At 68.8% G+C, this 15,969-nt stretch carries 14 protein-coding genes; 4 read left to right on the top strand and 10 right to left on the bottom strand.

Annotated elements, in window-relative coordinates; all coding sequences use genetic code 11:
• Positions 1 to 39: 39 nt before the first annotated feature.
• From LXE91_RS13980 to LXE91_RS13970, 3 genes are read right to left on the bottom strand one after another with little or no spacing between them, the layout of a single operon-like run.
• Complete coding sequence (locus LXE91_RS13980) at positions 40 to 888, bottom strand: TauD/TfdA dioxygenase family protein (protein ID WP_039354994.1); 849 nt, start codon at positions 886 to 888, stop codon at positions 40 to 42.
• Between the two features lie 10 nt (positions 889 to 898).
• A complete protein-coding gene (locus tag LXE91_RS13975) occupies positions 899 to 1,879 on the bottom strand; it encodes a quinone oxidoreductase family protein (protein WP_039354997.1) in 981 nt (326 codons plus the stop codon).
• Between the two features lie 18 nt (positions 1,880 to 1,897).
• A complete protein-coding gene (locus tag LXE91_RS13970; RefSeq protein WP_039355000.1) occupies positions 1,898 to 2,830 on the bottom strand; it encodes a universal stress protein in 933 nt (310 codons plus the stop codon).
• Positions 2,831 to 3,069: 239 nt separating this feature from the next.
• On the opposite strand from LXE91_RS13970, the gene LXE91_RS13965 reads away from it, so the two are divergent.
• From LXE91_RS13965 to LXE91_RS13955, 3 genes are all read left to right on the top strand, one after another.
• Positions 3,070 to 5,772, top strand: coding sequence for a winged helix-turn-helix domain-containing protein (locus LXE91_RS13965; RefSeq protein ID WP_278068093.1), 2,703 nt, complete (start codon positions 3,070 to 3,072; stop codon positions 5,770 to 5,772).
• A gap of 223 nt (positions 5,773 to 5,995) precedes the next feature.
• Positions 5,996 to 7,120, top strand: a complete 1,125-nt coding sequence (locus tag LXE91_RS13960) for a porin (RefSeq protein WP_039355003.1) — start codon at positions 5,996 to 5,998, stop codon at positions 7,118 to 7,120.
• Between the two features lie 172 nt (positions 7,121 to 7,292).
• The gene (locus LXE91_RS13955; RefSeq protein WP_039355004.1) at positions 7,293 to 7,997 is read left to right on the top strand and encodes a glutathione S-transferase N-terminal domain-containing protein; all 705 of its coding nucleotides are present in this window, start codon (positions 7,293 to 7,295) and stop codon (positions 7,995 to 7,997) included.
• Positions 7,998 to 8,216: 219 nt separating this feature from the next.
• Here the strand turns inward: LXE91_RS13955 and LXE91_RS13950 are convergent, their stop codons facing one another.
• Both LXE91_RS13950 and LXE91_RS13945 read right to left on the bottom strand, forming a co-directional pair.
• Complete coding sequence (locus LXE91_RS13950) at positions 8,217 to 9,698, bottom strand: ApeA N-terminal domain 1-containing protein (RefSeq protein WP_135370770.1); 1,482 nt, start codon at positions 9,696 to 9,698, stop codon at positions 8,217 to 8,219.
• A 232-nt stretch (positions 9,699 to 9,930) separates the two neighbouring features.
• Positions 9,931 to 10,425 carry a MarR family winged helix-turn-helix transcriptional regulator gene (locus LXE91_RS13945; protein ID WP_039355007.1) on the bottom strand — a complete coding sequence of 165 codons (495 nt, stop codon included), beginning with the start codon at positions 10,423 to 10,425 and terminating at the stop codon, positions 9,931 to 9,933.
• Positions 10,426 to 10,555: 130 nt separating this feature from the next.
• Here LXE91_RS13945 and LXE91_RS13940 point away from each other — a divergent pair, with 130 nt between their 5' ends.
• Positions 10,556 to 11,734, top strand: a complete 1,179-nt coding sequence (locus LXE91_RS13940; protein ID WP_039355010.1) for an MFS transporter — start codon at positions 10,556 to 10,558, stop codon at positions 11,732 to 11,734.
• Between the two features lie 220 nt (positions 11,735 to 11,954).
• On the opposite strand, the gene cobM is transcribed toward LXE91_RS13940, so the two are convergent.
• Genes cobM through LXE91_RS13915 form a run of 5 tightly spaced genes read right to left on the bottom strand, consistent with a single transcriptional unit; the run spans position 11,955 to position 15,795 of the window.
• Positions 11,955 to 12,683, bottom strand: coding sequence for a precorrin-4 C(11)-methyltransferase (gene cobM, locus LXE91_RS13935; RefSeq protein WP_039355013.1), 729 nt, complete (start codon positions 12,681 to 12,683; stop codon positions 11,955 to 11,957).
• Between the two features lie 43 nt (positions 12,684 to 12,726).
• Positions 12,727 to 13,458 (bottom strand): cobalt-precorrin-6A reductase, encoded by a 732-nt coding sequence (locus LXE91_RS13930; RefSeq protein ID WP_039355016.1) that lies wholly within the window; start codon positions 13,456 to 13,458, stop codon positions 12,727 to 12,729.
• On the bottom strand, positions 13,455 to 14,543 hold the full coding sequence (locus LXE91_RS13925; RefSeq protein ID WP_039355018.1) for a cobalt-precorrin-5B (C(1))-methyltransferase: 1,089 nt from the start codon (positions 14,541 to 14,543) through the stop codon (positions 13,455 to 13,457). The genes LXE91_RS13930 and LXE91_RS13925 overlap by 4 nt, the downstream gene beginning before the upstream one ends.
• Entirely contained in the window at positions 14,543 to 15,091 is a 549-nt protein-coding gene (cbiT, locus tag LXE91_RS13920) for a precorrin-6Y C5,15-methyltransferase (decarboxylating) subunit CbiT (RefSeq protein WP_278068092.1), read from the bottom strand. The genes LXE91_RS13925 and cbiT overlap by 1 nt, the downstream gene beginning before the upstream one ends.
• Positions 15,088 to 15,795 carry a cobalt-precorrin-7 (C(5))-methyltransferase gene (locus tag LXE91_RS13915; protein ID WP_278068091.1) on the bottom strand — a complete coding sequence of 236 codons (708 nt, stop codon included), beginning with the start codon at positions 15,793 to 15,795 and terminating at the stop codon, positions 15,088 to 15,090. Before LXE91_RS13915 ends, cbiT begins: the two co-directional genes overlap by 4 nt.
• Positions 15,796 to 15,969 lie beyond the last annotated feature (174 nt).

The following is a 15,969-nucleotide window of genomic DNA, read 5'->3' as shown; positions in this document are numbered from 1 at the left end:
TGCATGGGGTTTCAGAAATTGGCTACCGTGCTGGCGGGCTCAGAACGGCACGTCGCCGACGATGCCCGCGCGCTCCATCTGGCGCACGCACGGCGGGTAGTCCATCACCGCGTAATGCTGGGTGCTGCGGTTGTCCCAGATCGCGACGCTGTGCTTCTTCCAGCGCCAGCGCACCTGGTACTCGGGGATCATGGCCTGGCTGATCAGGTATTGCAGCAACTGGCCGGCGCCGGGATTCGCGTCCTGCCCGAAGCGCACGCGCGCCGGCGTGTGGAAGTTCGTGAAATGCGTGGTGAACGCATTCACGTACAGCACCTTCTCGCCCGTTTCGGGATGCGTGCGCACGACCGGATGCTCGGCGTCCGGGTACTGCGCCTTCAGCGCGAGGCGCTTGTCGATCGGCATCGCCGCGCCGAAGCTCGCCTCGATGCTGTGGCGTGCACGCAAGCCGTCGATCTGCTGCTTCACGTGTTCGGGCAGGCGTTCGTACGCGAGCACCATGTTCGCCCACATCGTGTCGCCGCCAACCGGCGGACCGTCGATGCAGCGCAGCACACAGCCGAACGGCGGCGCCACGCGCCAGCTCGCGTCGCTGTGCCACGCATTCTCGTAGCGGTCGTTCGGCTGGTCGGGCGACTTGTAGATCCGCACGAGCCCCGGGTGCTCGGGATCGCTGCCGGCCACCGGATGATCCTCGAGCTCGCCGAAGCGCCGTGCGAACGCGACGTGCTCGGCGCGCGTGATGTCCTGGTCGCGCAGGAACAGCACGCGATGCCGGATCAATTGCGCGCGGATCTCGGCGAACAGGCCGTCGTCGTGCACGGCGTCGGCGAGGCTCACATCCAGCAGTTCCGCGCCGATCGCGCAGGTCAGGGGTTCGACTCGCATGCGCGTCTCCTCAGACGATGAACACCGACGAACCGGTCGTCTTGCGCGATTCGAGATCGCGATGTGCCTGTGCGGCGTCCTGCAGCGCGTAGCGCTGGTTGATCTCGATCCGGATCCGGCCGGCCGCGACGTGGGCGAACAGTTCGCCGGCCAGGTCGTTCTTCTCGGCCGGATCGGCGATGTAGTCGGCCAGCGCCGGGCGCGTCAGGTACAGCGAGCCCTTCATCGCGAGGCGCTGCGGATCGAACGGCGGGATCGGGCCCGACGCGGTGCCGACGCACACCATCAGCCCGCGCCGCTTCAGCGAATCGAGCGAGCCTTCGAAGGTGTCCTTGCCGACGCTGTCGAACACGACGTCGACGCCCGCGCCGTCCGTCAGTTCGCGCACGCGTTTCGCGACGTCCTCGCGGCTGTAGTCGATCGTGTGGTCACAACCGTGCGTGCGGGCGATTTCGGCCTTGTGCTCGCTGGAGACGGTGCCGATCACCGTGAGCCCGAGCAGCTTCGCCCACTGCGACACGATCAGCCCGACGCCGCCGGCGGCCGCGTGCAGCAGGATCGTGTCGCCCGGCGCGAACGCGTGGATGCGGCGCAGCAGGTAGGCCGACGTCAGGCCGCGCATCGTCATCGCCGCGGCCGTCTCGCACGCAATGCCGGCCGGCAGCCGCACGAGCGGCGCGGCGGGGATCAGCCGTTCGGTGCTGTACGCGCCGAGCGTGTTCAGGAAGCCCGTGTACGTCACGCGGTCGCCGACGGCGACGTTCGTCACGCCGGGGCCGACCGCCTGGACCACGCCGGCCGCCTCGACGCCGAGGCCGGCGGGCAGCGGCACCGGATACAGGCCGCTGCGGAAATACGTGTCGGCGAAATTCAGGCCGACCGCGTCGTGCCGCAGGCGGACCTGGCCGGGGCCCGGGTCGCCGACGTCGACTTCCTCCCAGCGCAGGACCTCGGGGCCGCCGGTTTCGTGGAATCGCACTGCATGTGCCATGGTGTTCTCCGTAGGGTGTCAGTCGGATGCGTGTCGCGCATCGTCGGGTTCGTTCGGTTCGTTCGCGCGTAGCGGCGTCGCGGCTGCGCCGTCCGCCAGCGATTCATCCAGTCCGGCCCAGTCCGCGTCGCCGAGATAGCGCCGCGCGGCCGGGAAAATCACGCCTTCCATCCGCCCCATCTGCTCGAACGCGCCGTGCGCGTAGCGGGCGAGCGCCGTGTCGAACGCGGCCGACGGCAGACCTTCCGCGGCGATCCGCATGAGCGCATCGAGCGCTTGCGCGTCGCGCTGCCGCTGGCGGTCGAGTTCGTCCAGCTCGGCCGCGACGCACTCCGCACGGTCGCGCAATGCCGCGAAAAGGCGCGCTTCGGCGGCCGTGCGGACCCGGGCGTGCTGCAGGGCGGCGAGCGATGCCAGCGCCTCCTGCGGGTCGGCCGCGTGCTGTTGCGGCGCGTCCACACCCGTGTGCAAGCTCGAGGCCATCAGCGCACGCAGCCACCCTTCGACCGCACGATGCGCATCAAGACACTGCGCCATCACACGCACCTCGGCAGGCGTTCGCCGCGACGTGCACACGAGCACCGGTACGCCGCTCGTCGCGAGCAGGTGCTGCCGTTTAGCGCAGGCCGCCGCGTCGGCATCGGGCGGCAGTGCCGCGACGCCGATCAGGTCGCAGCCGAGTTCGGCCGCCAGCGCGCCGGGGGCTATGTCGCCTGCCCCCGGATGGCCGGCCCCCGCAATCACATGGGACAGCCCCTGCGCCCGCGCGGCCGCTTCCACTTTCGCACCGTGCTCCGGCAGCCGCGCTCCGGATAAACGCGAGTCCGGAGCGGCGCCGGGCAGCACGAACGTGACCCGGGCGCCGACCGCGCGCGCCAGTTCGAGCGCATGGCCGATCGCGTCGATGCCGCCGGGCGCGCCGTCGACCGTCACGAGCAGATGGCGGTACATCGTGCCGCTCCGCTTATCCGGCGAATGGCGCGCTGCGCCGCGTGCCGGTCGATACGATCTTCATGGGGCTCCTCGTGGTGTTCGTCATGCATCGGAACCCATGCTATCGATGCGGTGCCGGTGCGGCCCCACTCGTCGCGGGGGGGATTGACGCGCGAACGCGGTTCGACCGATCCTTCCCCCCACACCCACCCCGACGCTGGCCCGCACGGCACCGCCGGATTCCGACTGCTGCCCCGATGGCCCACCCACCCGATCGCGCCGACGCGCCGCCCACCGAACTGGTCCTGAAGACGACCGCGCCGCGCGTACCGGCGCAGTTGCTGGCGCGCGCGCGGCTGAGCCTCGCCGCGCCCGCTTTCGACGGCCGGCCGGTCACGCTCGTGCAGGCGCCGGCCGGTTACGGCAAGACGTCGCTGCTCGCGCAATGGCGCCGCGAAACCCTCGCGCTCGGCCGCGCGGTCGTATGGCTGTCGGCCGACGAGCGCGACGATGCGGCGCGGTTGCTGCAGGGGCTCGTGCAGGCGGTGCGGACCGGTTGCGCGCGGCCCGGCTTCGGGCGCCTGATCCCGGTCGGTGCGGCCGACGCGGCGCGCGCGCTGGAAGGCGTGACCGCGTGGCTGGCCGAGGTCGCGCAACTGTCGATCGATGCGCTGCTGATCGTCGACGATGCGGAGCGGCTGCCGCCCGCCGGCCTTGATGCGCTGACCTACGTGCTGCACAACGCACCGCAAAACCTGCATGTCGTCGTCGCCGCGCGGCGCGGGCTCGATCTCGTGGCCGGCGACCTGCTCGCCGGCGGGCAATGCACGCTCGCGGGCCCCGACTGGCTGCGCTTCACGCTCGACGAGACGATTGCGCTGGTCGGCGCGCGCTTTGCGCAGCGGGTCGACGCCGACGCGTGCGCGCGGCTGTTCGAACGCGTCGACGGCTGGCCGCTGGGCCTGCAGCTCGCGATGGCCGCGATGGCGCGCTCGGCCGATCCGCGCCGGGCGGTCGACGCACTCGCCGCCCGCGTGGACGGCACGCGCGACCGCCCGGTCGAGCTGCTGCTCACGAACCTGTCGGCCGACGACACCGCGTTCCTGATCCGCACGAGCGTCGCCGATCGCCTGCATCCGACGCTGTGCGCCGCGCTGCTCGACGACGCAGACGCACCCGACCGCCTCGCGCGGCTCGCGCGCGACACGCCGCTGTTCATTGCGTCGGACGATTCGGACTGGTGCCGGCTCCATCCGCTCGTGCGCGACACGCTGCGCGACCGCCTGGCCGCGGGCCCGGAAGCCGAGCGCCGCACGCTGCATGCGCGTGCGGCCGCGTGGCTCGACGCGCACGGGATGACCGAGGAAGCCGCCCGCCACGCATACGCGGCCGGCCAGTTCGAGGTGGCGTATGCGCTCGCGCAGCGCTGTCTCGAGGATGCGATCAAGCAGGGCCGCATCAACGACGTGCTCGACTGGCTTGCGCTGCTGCCCGATGCGGAGCTCGACAAGCGCCCGACGCTGCGCGTAGCGGTGGCATGGGCGCTGGCGCTCGGCGAGCGCCATGTCGAGGCACGGCGCCAGATCGCGGGCATCCTCGCGGATCCCGGCACGCCCGCGGCAGTGCGCTACGAATGCGCGCTGATCCTCAGCGCGGCCGCCTATTACGCCGACGAAATCGACCGTTTCGTCGAGCTGTTCGAACCGTGGGCCGACTTCACGCCGCCGGCGGCGACGTGGCTCGCGCAAATGCACGCGAACCGGCTGTCGGCGCGCGCGATCATCGTCGGCGAACCGGCGCAGGCGCGCCGCTTCCAGCACGCCGCGCCGCGCGGCGAGACGGCGGCCGGGTTCGGCTACGTCGCGCGCTGGGGCGAGCTGATCACGGGCCTGAGCTACCTGCGCGAGGGCCAGGTCCGGCTGGCCGACGACACGTTGTCGCCGGCGCTGGCGCGTGCGGAAGCCGATCTCGGGCGCCGCCATCCGCTCACCTGCATGCTCGCGGCGATGTGCGCGGCGCTCGCGTACGAGGCGGACCGCGTCGACCAGGCGGCCGCGTTGCTCGCCAACCGCCTCGACGTGCTCGAACACGCGGGCACGCCCGATACCGTGCTGCTCGGCTATCGCACCGCCGCGCGCATCGCGCTGCTGCGCGGCGTCGAGCATCGTGCGATCGACCTGCTCGAAGCGCTCGACGCGATGGGTGTCGCGCGGCGCCTGCCGCGCCTGTCGGTCGCGAGTCTCGCCGAACAGGTGCGCATCCACGCGGCGCGCTATCGCGAGGCGACCTGCCACGCGCTCGTCGAGCGGATCGATGCGATCGCCGCGGCCGAGTTTCCGTCGCATGGGCCGCTGTGGCGGCGCCCCGTCGTGCTGCTGCAGGCAACCGCGCACGCGGGCGCGGCGCTGGCCGCGCGCCGCTGGGACGACGCAAGCGCCGCGCTCGACGAAGCCGCCGTGCTGGCCCGCGAAATGACCATGGGGCAGGCGCGCATCGAGATCATGGCGCTCAGCGCGTTCGCGCGCGAACAGTCGGGCGGCGGCGGCCGTGCGTTGCTCGACGAAGCGATGAACCTCGCGGACCTGTTCGGGCTGACGCGCACGCTGGCCGACGCGCATCCGGCCATCGCCGACTGGGCGCGCCGCGCCGGCGACGAAGCGGCCGCCGGCACCGGCCCCGTGCGGCACGCGCTTCCGCAACCGCGCATCGTGCCGCCTGCCCCGCGCGCCGCGGCCAGCCCGCGCGCGGTGCCGAGCGTCGTGCTGACGCCGAAGGAGCGCGCGATTCTCGAGTTGCTCGCGCGCAACCTGTCGAACAAGGAGATCGCGGTGGCGCTCGCCGTCGGCGAGGAAACCGTGAAGTGGCACCTGAAGAACCTGTTCGGCAAGCTCGACGCCAGTTCGCGCAAGCATGTGGTGCACCGCGCGCTGGTGCTCGGCCTGCTCGAAAGCGCGCCCTGACGCCGTAACGCCGGTTTCGCCAGTCGGGCGCATCGTCGCGCCCGCCTTCCGCCGATTCTCCGCAACCCTGCCCCCCGCGCATGGGGGGGAGCGGCCGCCCGCCGTTGCGTAGTCTTTCCGCACGGCTCATGCGGGCGTTGCCTGTCACACCTTCCCGCTAGCCTCCCTGCTTCACCCGGACGGGCTCGATCCCGTCCGGTCCAAACCGACCCCGGAGACTTTGATGAAGACGAAACTGGCCGCGCTCGCGGCGCTTGCCGGCTGTTCGGCGCTCGCGCACGCGCAATCCTCCGTCACGCTCTACGGCGTGATCGACTCGGGCCTGCTGTACCAGAGCACGTCGGCGGCGTCGTTCAGCCCGACCGCGAAGAACACGGGCAAGGTGTTCCGCATGAAGGACGGCGGCATCTACTCGAGCTTCTGGGGCATCAAGGGCAGCGAGGACATCGGCGGCGGCTACAAGGTCAACTTCAAGCTGCAGGGCTCGTTCGACAGCGGCACCGGCAAGCTGCAGCTGAGCGACACGCCGGGTGCCGTCGCGATCTTCAACCAGGTCGCGTCGCTCGGCGTGTCGGGCCCGTTCGGCGCGTTCACCGCCGGCCGACAGATCGTGCCGATGATCTACGCGATGGCCGACACCGACGTGCGCAACGCGCAGTTCTTCGGCAGCGTGCTGATCGCGTGGCTCGGCCTGAACACGGCGGCCGGCTGGTCGGGAACGAGCACCAACGCAGCGATCGGCGCGCTGTACGACAGTAATGCGCTCGTCTACCAGTCGCCGACCTTCGCGGGCGCGTCGATCGCGCTCGAATACGCGCCGGGCGGCGTGGCCGGGCAGTTCCAGGGCGGCACGCGCGAATCGGTCGTGCTCAGGTATGCAAACTATGGGCTCAATGCTTCGGCCGTCTACTACAACGGCCACGACACGAGCCCGGCGCCGGGCGTCGCGCCGACCGGCGTCGACAACAACCGCTTCATCTACTTCGGCGCGAAATACACGATCCACGATTTCTCGGTGTCGGCGTCGTACGGCAACGGCCGGAACCCGTCGCATGCGGACAAGGTGAACCTCGACATGCTGTCGGCCGGCATCGGCTATCGCTTCACGCCCGCGCTGCAGGTGACGTCCGCGGTGTATTACCTAAAGGACCGCAACGTCTCGGCGAACAAGTCGACGGCGGTCGTGCTCGCGGCCGACTACAGCCTGTCGAAGCGAACGATGGTCTATGCGCAGGTCGGGCACGTGAACAACCGCGGCACGATGGACCAGATGCTCGTGTACGGGCAGCCGGTCGCGCCGGGCGTCGGCACGACGGCTGCGATGATCGGGCTGCGGCACAACTTCTGACGGCTTCCGGCCGTGCGGCGGCGGTCGCGTGCGGCCGCCGTCGGCATCGATCGCCGGGATCGGCTACAGTGGGCGTTTTCGGCGCGCTCCGCCCTGCCGTCCCGCCATCGACCGTGGCGCGCGCGGCAGCAGGAACGGGGCGCGGATCCTTCACTTCGACGAGCGACCCTCCATGTCCGACCTGTCCGCCTTCCCGATCACGCAAAAGTGGCCGGCCCAGCATCCCGACCGTCTCCAGCTCTACTCGCTGCCGACGCCGAACGGCGTCAAGGTGTCGATCATGCTCGAGGAAACCGGCCTGCCGTACGAGCCGCACCTCGTGCGTTTCGACACGAACGATCAGTTTTCGCCCGAATTCCTGTCGCTGAACCCGAACAACAAGATCCCGGCGATCATCGATCCGAACGGCCCGGACGGCAAGCCGCTGCCGCTGTTCGAATCGGGCGCGATCCTGATCTATCTCGCGGACAAGACGGGCCAGTTGATCCCGAAGGATCTCGCGGGCCGCTACGAGACGATCCAGTGGGTGATGTTCCAGATGGGCGGCATCGGGCCGATGTTCGGCCAGGTCGGCTTCTTCCACAAGTTCGCCGGCCGCGACTACGAGGACAAGCGCCCGCGCGACCGCTACGTCGACGAGTCGAAGCGCCTGCTCGGCGTGCTCGACGCGCATCTCGCGAATCGGCAATGGGTGATGGGCGATACGTACACGATCGCCGATATCGCGATTTTCCCGTGGGTGCGGAACCTCGTCGGGTTCTATGAAGCGGGCGACCTCGTGGGCTTCAGCGAATTCCGGAACGTCAAGCGGGTGCTCGACGCGTTCGTTGCGCGGCCGGCTGTGGAGCGTGGGCTCAATATTCCGGCGCGGGGCTGATGGGTCAAGCGGGTGTACGTCGTGCAGGCCGCGATCTGAAAAACCCGCCGCGTTACGCGGCGGGTTTTTTGTTTGAAGTCGTCGCGAGTTTTTCGGGGAACGCCGGGAAGACTGTCGGTGTTCGGCCAGGAGGCGACACTGTGCCTCCCTAAGCGGACGGCGGGAGGGCAGCGAAAGTCAGTTTCGCTTGTAAATTAGAGTCTCGGGCTTGCAGCGATATCAGGACAACACCTCTTTCAAAAGATCAGCATTCGTTCGATAGCTCCAGCGGAACCTTGTGAAGCTATGCCCGAATCCGTAGTGTTTGTCGCCCCAAGCTACCGCATTCCACCCCGCGCATATCAAATCAGAGGTCGCGAAGATGAATTCCAGTGCGTCTGTGAGGAATGGCATCAATGGCTCCAACTTCGCATAGTCGAATCCATCTGAGCCTCCGTGCACAAAGAAATTGCGAAACTTGACTGCGGTCTTGGCTACCAAATCAAGATCCGGAAATCGATTTCCAAATTCGTCACTCACGATAGCGACGCGATGAAGCACTTTCTTCGTTAGAGATGGCTTGTTCAACCGCCCTAGCGCCCCGAGAATACTGTCTCGCTCCACTCCAGGTGCCAATTTTTTGAAGATTTCGCGACACTCTTTCTGTGCCTTGGTTACCTCCGGCGAAAGATTAGAGGTTGCGGGCACAGCATTCGGAGGCAAAATGTCGAACATATTTGCGGCGGCAACAAGGCGGTCAATGCTGTAAGAGTTCCCTTTCCCTGTGCATCCTGCATATCGGATTCGTGCCGCTCTCCATTCCGGATCTCGACTTAACCAATTCACGAGGACTGTTTTGAACTCCTCCGGTCGGCGAACCGCGTCGAGCGGAACATCCGCCGGCTGAGGCTTGTTGTCTTCATTTTTCGTTTTTTTTGGTGCGAACGCCCAATGTAAATCAAGTGTCGAGTGTGTGCTGGTTGACTCGTTGACTAAATCCATGCGAACGGATTCAATCGCTTGCTTACGACCCGCGATAACACTTAGGAATCTGTGAATCGACATCATTCGATCGATACATTCGTCGAAGATAACTGGTTGCGAGTACTCTAGGCTCACAATCATGTGGTTCTTTATGTATTCGCTAAACGAGTTGCCGATGCTGAAAGTTGGCTGATGAGATACACGGAATCGACCAATCGGCGTCTCTACTGCGACAACCTCATATTTCCCAGAAAAATAGAAAACTTCCGGTGATTCGCCAAACTCAATTTTATGATTTGGCTCGCATTCCTTCGCAAAGGATTCAATGGCCGATTTTGATGCAAAGATATGGCCGAACGTTCCGAAGTCGTAAAAAATCGAAGGGAGGTCAGGTGTCGTGAAATGAACTGCCCGGATGGACGGCTCGCCTGGCGCAAAGTGCCGATCACCGATGGTGACAAAGTGTGGAAGAATCTCAGCGTAGTGATATCGGCCCGCGTTACCCTTATATTCACTGCCCGACGATCCGATGACGCAGTCTAGACAGCTAACTTTCCGCAGGTCACCTAGCTCGCCAGTTATCGTGGTCGACGCGGGAAACGCCGGCAGTTCTCGTTTGAGGTGAAGGCGTAATGTCGTGCGACGTCCCTTGAGATACAGGTCGCCAAACACCTTTTGCGCATCTGGCGTTGTGAATACACCAGACGTTTGCGGCTTCTGTTTTCTGGAGTTGGCCATGATCGAGTCTCAGGCAGATATTAATTGGCTACAGATTGGGTTGACCGGATTCCGATCGTCGGGGGTGTTCAGGCTGCTATCTTGCTTGTTCGGTCCGAAAGTCCGTTTTCGCAACGCGCGACAGTCCGCTCCGGGTCGGCAAGCGACGTCCGAGATAATTCACGAAGCCCTTTTTGTCCGCCTCGCTGCGTTTGCGCCACGCATTCACAGCGCTACTTGCCGTCGGCCGCTTTCAGCTTCTCGCCCCCAACCCCGCCAGCAACTTTCCCAGCAGTTCCGACAACTGCGCCTGTTCCGCATCCGACAGCACGGCCAGCAACTCGCGCTGATTGTCGATATGCGCGACGACTGCCTCATCGATCAGCGCGCGGCCGCTCTCCGTCAGCGCCACAAGCGTGCCACGCCCATCCGCCGGGTTCGGCCGGCGCTCCACCCACCCTGCCTTCTGCAGCCGGTCGATGCGCGCGGTCATCCCGCCCGACGACATCATCAGCGCGTCGTACAGCGCCGTCGGCGTCAGCGCGAACGGCGCCCCGCCGCGCCGCAGCGTGGCCAGCACGTCGAATTCGCCCGGCTGCATCCCGTAGCGCGCGAATAGCGGATTGAGACGGTCACGCGCGATCACGAGCGCCGCTTCCTGCAGCCGCCCCATCACCACCATCGACGACGCGTCGAGATCCGGACGCTCGGCGCGCCATTGCACGAGCGCATGCGCGGCTCGATCCATTAACCCTCCTTGGCTCACCAGTTATCTTGACGTCGAGATAAATCAGCATTTATCTTGATGTCGAGATACTTTACATGAAATGCGCGTGGCGCCTCACCGGGGGCCGCGTACCGATATCGAGGGCCTTGCAATGAATCGCTTCACTTCCCCCGGATGGCGGCTCGCCGCCATCGTCCTTGTCGGGCTGAACCTGCGGCCGGCGCTTGCCGCGGTCGGCCCGCTGCTCGACATGATCCAGCGCGCGACCGGCCTCAGCGACGGCGCGGCCAGCCTGCTGACGACGATCCCGATCCTGTTGATGGGCCTCGGCGCACTGAGTGCGCGGCGCCTGCAGCGCCTGACCGGGATTGCGGGCGGCGTCTGGCTGGGCGTCGCGCTGATCGGGCTCGCCTGCGTGTCGCGCATCGGCGCGCAGCACGCGTGGCTGCTGCTCGCGAGCGCCTGCTGCGCGGGCGTCGGGATCGCGATGGTGCAGGCGCTGCTGCCCGGCTTCGTGAAGGCGCATTTCGCGACGCGGATCGGCGGTGCGATGGGCGTCTATTCGACGTCGATCATGGGCGGCGCCGTGCTCGCGAGCGTCGTCGCGCCGTTCGCCGCGGCGCGCTGGGGCTGGCTCCCCGCGCTCGCGGGCTGGGCGCTGCCGGCCGTGGTGGCCGCGCTGGCGTGGCCGCTGGCCAGTCGCGGCGGCGACGCGCTCGCCGCCGGGCCGACGTCGGCGTCGAATGCGCAGCCGTCGCGCTCGCCGCGCGCGTGGCGGCTCGCGCTGTTCTTCGGCATCGCGACGGGCGCATACACGCTCGTGCTCGCGTGGCTGCCGCCGTACTACATGCGGCTCGGCTGGTCGCCGACGGCGGCCGGCAGCCTGCTCGGCGGCGTGACGCTCGCGGAAGTCGTCGCAGGGCTGACGATCTCGGCGACGATCGACCGCCTGCCCGATCGCCGCCCCGCGCTGTACGCGTCGATCGCGTCGCTGTTGGTCGGCTTGCTGGTGATGCTGGCCGCGCCCGAGGCGCTGGCGTTGCCGGCCGCGCTGTTGCTGGGCGCGGGAATCGGCGCGCTGTTTCCGCTGTCGCTGATCGTCACCGTTGACCATGCCGCGACGCCGGCCGATGCCGCGTCGCTGACGGGGTTCGTGCAGGGCATCGGCTACCTGATCGCCGGGCTGTTCCCGTTCGGGGCGGGCATCGTGCGCCAGCACCTCGCGGACCTGACGCCCGCTTGGATCGCGATGGCCTGCCTGTGTGTCGCGCTGTTCGCGCTGGCGGCGGGGTTTGCGCCGAAGCGGGTCCTGCAGGCCGCGCGTGCGTAGCGCGGGTCCCGCCGCATGTGGCCCGGCCGCGATCGGATATGGCGGTGGTCGTGCTCGACCTGAGCCCCGTCGTCGGCAGCGCGGCGTCGATCCCGATCCTCGGCGAATCGGCGTCGCCGATCGACTTCATCGGTGCCGAGATCACGATCGGCGCGGCGCGCCACACGCACCCAAGCAACTGCGCGAACGCCGCAGCGAACCCGGGCCGGCTCGCGCGTGATCAGCCTGCGCCGGCGTACAGCGTCGAATCCGTGAACCCTTCGGCGTCGAGCACCCGCCCGACCAGGATCAGCGCGGTGCGCTCGATCTGCGTGCCCTGCACCTTGTCGACGATGTCGGCGAGCGTGCCGGTCACGCGCGCTTCATCGGGCCAGCTCGCGCGATAGATCACCGCGACCGGACAATCGGCGCCGTAATGCGGCAACACTTCGTCGACGATGCGGGCGAGATGGCGCACGCCGAGATGGATCGCGAGCGTCGCGCGGTGCGCGGCGAGCGCGCCGAGCGATTCGCCTTCCGGCATCGTCGTCTTGCCCGCGAAGCGCGTGAGGATCACCGTCTGCGCGACACCGGGCAGCGTCAGCTCGACGCCGAGCGTCGCCGCGCACGCGGCCGTGGCCGTCACGCCGGGCACGATTTCATACGGAATCCCGAGCGTCTTCAAGCGGCGAATCTGCTCGCCGATCGCACCATACAGCGACGGGTCGCCCGAATGCACCCGCGCGACATCCTGCCCTTTCGCGTGCGCGCCGGCGAGCAGCGCGACGATTGCGTCGAGGTCGAGTTCGGCGGTATTGACGACCTGCTCCGCGCGATGGCCGTCGAGCACGGCCGCCGGTACCAGCGAACCCGCATACAGGATCACCGGGCATGTGCGCACGAGGCGCTGGCCCTTCACCGTGATCAGCTCCGGGTCGCCGGGGCCCGCGCCGATGAAATACACCGTCATCGAAAAATCTCCGTCAATTCATGGGGTGACCGGCCGCGCGACGTCACGCGCGTGCAGCCGGATCGAGCGCGTCGATGAGCGCCGCGGCGGAATCGAACACGCGATCGGCTCCGGGCAGCGGCGGCCGGCGCAGCATCACGACCGGCAGCCTGCGTTCGCGCGCGACATCGAGCTTGGCTTCCGTGGCGGCGCCGCCGCTGTTCTTGCTGACGACGACGTCGATGCCCGTCAGCGCGAACAGCGCGCGCTCGCCGTCGAGCGTGAACGGCCCGCGCGCGGCGACGATCTGCGCGCGCGCATTGCCGGGATGCGCGTCGAGGCAGCGCACGAGCCAGAACTGGTGTGGCGGAATCGCGTCGAGATGCGCGAGCGGTTCGCGGCCGAGCGTGAACAGCGGCCGCCTGAACGGCGCGAGCGCGGCCTCGATGCCGGCCCAGTCGTCGACCATGCGCCAGTCGTCACCCGGTTGCGGCACCCACGGCGCGCGGCGCAGCGCCCACAGCGGCACGCCCGCTTCACGCGCGGCTGCTGCTGCGTTCGCGCTGATCCGCGCGGCATACGGATGCGTCGCGTCGATCACGAGGCCGATGCCGGCGTCGCGCAGATACGCGGCCAGGCCGGCCGCGCCACCGAAGCCGCCGACGCGCACGTCGCAGCGCAGGTCGTCGGGCACCTTGCCGAGGCCGGCCAGGCTGTACACATGATGCGAGCCGAGCGCGCGTGCGATCTTCAGCGCATCGCCGGTGCCGCCGAGCAGCAGGATGCGCGCGCTCATCGCGCCTCCCCGACGAAGCGGCCCTGCCGATCGATCGCGAACATCTCGACGGCCACCGACGGCGGCACGATGTCGCGCGCGACGCGTAACGCCTGTGCACAGACGAGATCGCCGAGCGGCACGCCGTCGGCGAGCGCAAGCTTCAGCGCTTCCTGGCTCGTGTTCGCGGCGCGCATCGCGCCTTGCAGCGTATCGCTGGCGCCGGCTTCGGCCGCCCACTGCGCGAGCAGCGGCAGGTCGATGCTCGAATGGCGGCTGTGCAGGTCGAGATGGCCGGCCGCGAGCTTGCTGAGCTTGCCGAAGCCGCCGCACATCGACAGCCGCGCGACCGGTGCGCGCCGCAGGTGCTTGAGCACCGCGCCCGCGAAATCGCCCATCTCGATCAGCGCCATGTCGGGTAGTTGATAGTGCGCGCGCATCGCGTCCTCGCTTGCGTTGCCGGTGCACGCGGCAATGTGGGTGATGCCGTTCGCGCGTGCGACGTCGATGCCCTGGTGGATCGACGCGATATAGGCCGAACACGAGAACGGCCGCACGATGCCGGTCGTGCCGAGGATCGACAGCCCGCCGACGATGCCGAGGCGCGGGTTCATCGTCTTCAGCGCGAGCGCTTCGCCGCCTTCGACGCCGATCGTCACGTCGAAGCCGCCCGCATAGCCATGCTCGGCCGCCAGCGCGTCCAGGTGCGTCGTCATCATCTGGCGCGGCACCGGGTTGATCGCCGGTTCGCCGACCGGCAGCGTGAGCCCGGCGCGCGTGACCGTGCCGACGCCCGGCCCCGCATGAAACCGCACGCCGGGCGCCGCCGCGAGCGCGACGCGCGCGAAGATAAGCGCGCCGTGCGTGACGTCCGGATCGTCGCCGGCATCCTTGATCGTGCCGGCTTCCGCACCGTCGGCCGTCGCCCGGCAGAACTCGAGCCGCATCATCACGCGCTGCCCCTTCGGCAGCACGATCTCGACCGCGTCGTCCACCCGGCCCGCAAGCAGTAGCCGCGCGGCGGCGAGCGACGTCGCGGTCGCGCAGCTGCCGGTCGTATAGCCGAAGCGCAGCGGTGCGGGCTGTTCGGGGGTCTCGTCGCGCATCACGCGTCCGTTGGGTTCGTCGTGTTCGTCGTGGCCGACGACGCGGGTGTGTCGGCCGGGTCGGGCTTGCGCACGTCGTACAGCGTGACCGGCAACGGTTGTCGCCACGTATCGAAGCGGCCGAGCGGCTCGGCATGCGCGAGCGACACGCGCGTGAGCGTGCCGCCGTGCGCATCGCGCCACGCGGCGAGCGTCATCTCGCCCTGCAGCGTGACCGCGTTCGCGACCAGCCGGCCGCCGGGCTTCAGCGCTGCCCAGCACGCGTCGAGCACGCCGGGCGCGGTCGCGCCGCCGCCGATGAAGATCGCGTCGGGCGCGGCGAGCCCCGCAAGCGCATCGGGCGCGCGGCCCGCGACGAGCTGCAGGCCCGGCACGCCGAGCGCGTCGCGGTTGTGCTCGATGAAGCGCTGCCGCTCCGCATGCGCTTCAATCGCGATCGCTCGGCATGACGGATGCGCGCGCATCCATTCGATGCCGATCGAGCCGCTGCCGGCGCCGACGTCCCACAGCAGCTCGCCGGGCGCGGGCGCGAGACGCCCGAGCGTCATCGCGCGCAGGTCGCGCTTGGTGAGCTGGCCGTCGTGACGGTACGCATCGTCGGGCAGGCCGGGCGTGAGCGCGCGGCGCGGCGCATCGGGGCCGGCCGGCAGTCGAGCGCGACGAGGTTGAGCGCGGCCGTTTCGTCGATGCGCCAGTCCTGCGCGAGCCCGTCGAGACGCCGCTCGAGCGGGCCGCCCAGATGTTCGAACACGCTGATGCGCGTCGGCCCGAAGCCGCGTGCGACGAGTTCGGCCGCGACGGCAGCCGGCGTGCGGCCGTCGGCGCTCAGCACGAACAGGCGGCGGCCGGGCAGCAGGTGCCGCGCGAGCGTCGCGAGCGGCCTGCCGACGAGCGAGACCGCGCCGACATCCTGCAGCGCCCAGCCGAGGCGCGCGGCCGCGAGCGACAGCGACGACGGCGCAGGCAGGACGCGCCATTCGTCGGGGAAAGCTGGCGCGCGAGCGTGGCGCCGACGCCGAACAGCATCGGGTCGCCGCTGGCGAGCACGCAGACGGGTGACGCGCGTCGAGCCAGCACGCCCGCCGGGTCGAACGGCGACGGCCACGCTTCGCGCGCGGCCGGCAGCCGCGCGGGCAGCATGTCGAGATGCCGCTTCGCGCCGACGACGAGCGTCGCGTCGAGCAGCGCGCGACGCGCGCTGCGCCCGAGCCCCGCGTAACCGTCGTCGCCGATGCCCACTACTGTCAGCCACGCCGTCATGCACCCTTCCCCATCGTTCGATTTCCTGCCGTGTGTTGCGATGCGCGGCGGCCGGGCTGCCGCGCGTTGATTCGTTGCTGATTCCGATCCCGATCCGCCTCCGCGCCGTGCGCGTCGCCCGCCGGTGCGATACGGCCCGGATGTCGGGTGCCGAGCCGCCAATCGT

It is taken from the genome of Burkholderia contaminans, from assembly GCF_029633825.1.
GTDB lineage: Bacteria > Pseudomonadota > Gammaproteobacteria > Burkholderiales > Burkholderiaceae > Burkholderia > Burkholderia contaminans.
Note: the sequence above shows the minus strand (reverse complement) of the source record. Positions and strands in the feature narration are given on the sequence as shown.

What these genes read in the sequence shown, in the direction of transcription:
- LXE91_RS13980 (WP_039354994.1), bottom strand. Translation starts at nt 888, where the DNA reads ATGCGAGTCGAACCCCTGACCTGCGCGATCGGCGCGGAACTGCTGGAT.
- LXE91_RS13975 (WP_039354997.1), bottom strand. Translation starts at nt 1,879, where the DNA reads ATGGCACATGCAGTGCGATTCCACGAAACCGGCGGCCCCGAGGTCCTG.
- LXE91_RS13970 (WP_039355000.1), bottom strand. Translation starts at nt 2,830, where the DNA reads ATGTACCGCCATCTGCTCGTGACGGTCGACGGCGCGCCCGGCGGCATC.
- LXE91_RS13965 (WP_278068093.1), top strand. Translation starts at nt 3,070, where the DNA reads ATGGCCCACCCACCCGATCGCGCCGACGCGCCGCCCACCGAACTGGTC.
- LXE91_RS13960 (WP_039355003.1), top strand. Translation starts at nt 5,996, where the DNA reads ATGAAGACGAAACTGGCCGCGCTCGCGGCGCTTGCCGGCTGTTCGGCG.
- LXE91_RS13955 (WP_039355004.1), top strand. Translation starts at nt 7,293, where the DNA reads ATGTCCGACCTGTCCGCCTTCCCGATCACGCAAAAGTGGCCGGCCCAG.
- LXE91_RS13950 (WP_135370770.1), bottom strand. Translation starts at nt 9,698, where the DNA reads ATGGCCAACTCCAGAAAACAGAAGCCGCAAACGTCTGGTGTATTCACA.
- LXE91_RS13945 (WP_039355007.1), bottom strand. Translation starts at nt 10,425, where the DNA reads ATGGATCGAGCCGCGCATGCGCTCGTGCAATGGCGCGCCGAGCGTCCG.
- LXE91_RS13940 (WP_039355010.1), top strand. Translation starts at nt 10,556, where the DNA reads ATGAATCGCTTCACTTCCCCCGGATGGCGGCTCGCCGCCATCGTCCTT.
- cobM (WP_039355013.1), bottom strand. Translation starts at nt 12,683, where the DNA reads ATGACGGTGTATTTCATCGGCGCGGGCCCCGGCGACCCGGAGCTGATC.
- LXE91_RS13930 (WP_039355016.1), bottom strand. Translation starts at nt 13,458, where the DNA reads ATGAGCGCGCGCATCCTGCTGCTCGGCGGCACCGGCGATGCGCTGAAG.
- LXE91_RS13925 (WP_039355018.1), bottom strand. Translation starts at nt 14,543, where the DNA reads ATGCGCGACGAGACCCCCGAACAGCCCGCACCGCTGCGCTTCGGCTAT.
- cbiT (WP_278068092.1), bottom strand. Translation starts at nt 15,091, where the DNA reads ATGACGCTCGGGCGTCTCGCGCCCGCGCCCGGCGAGCTGCTGTGGGAC.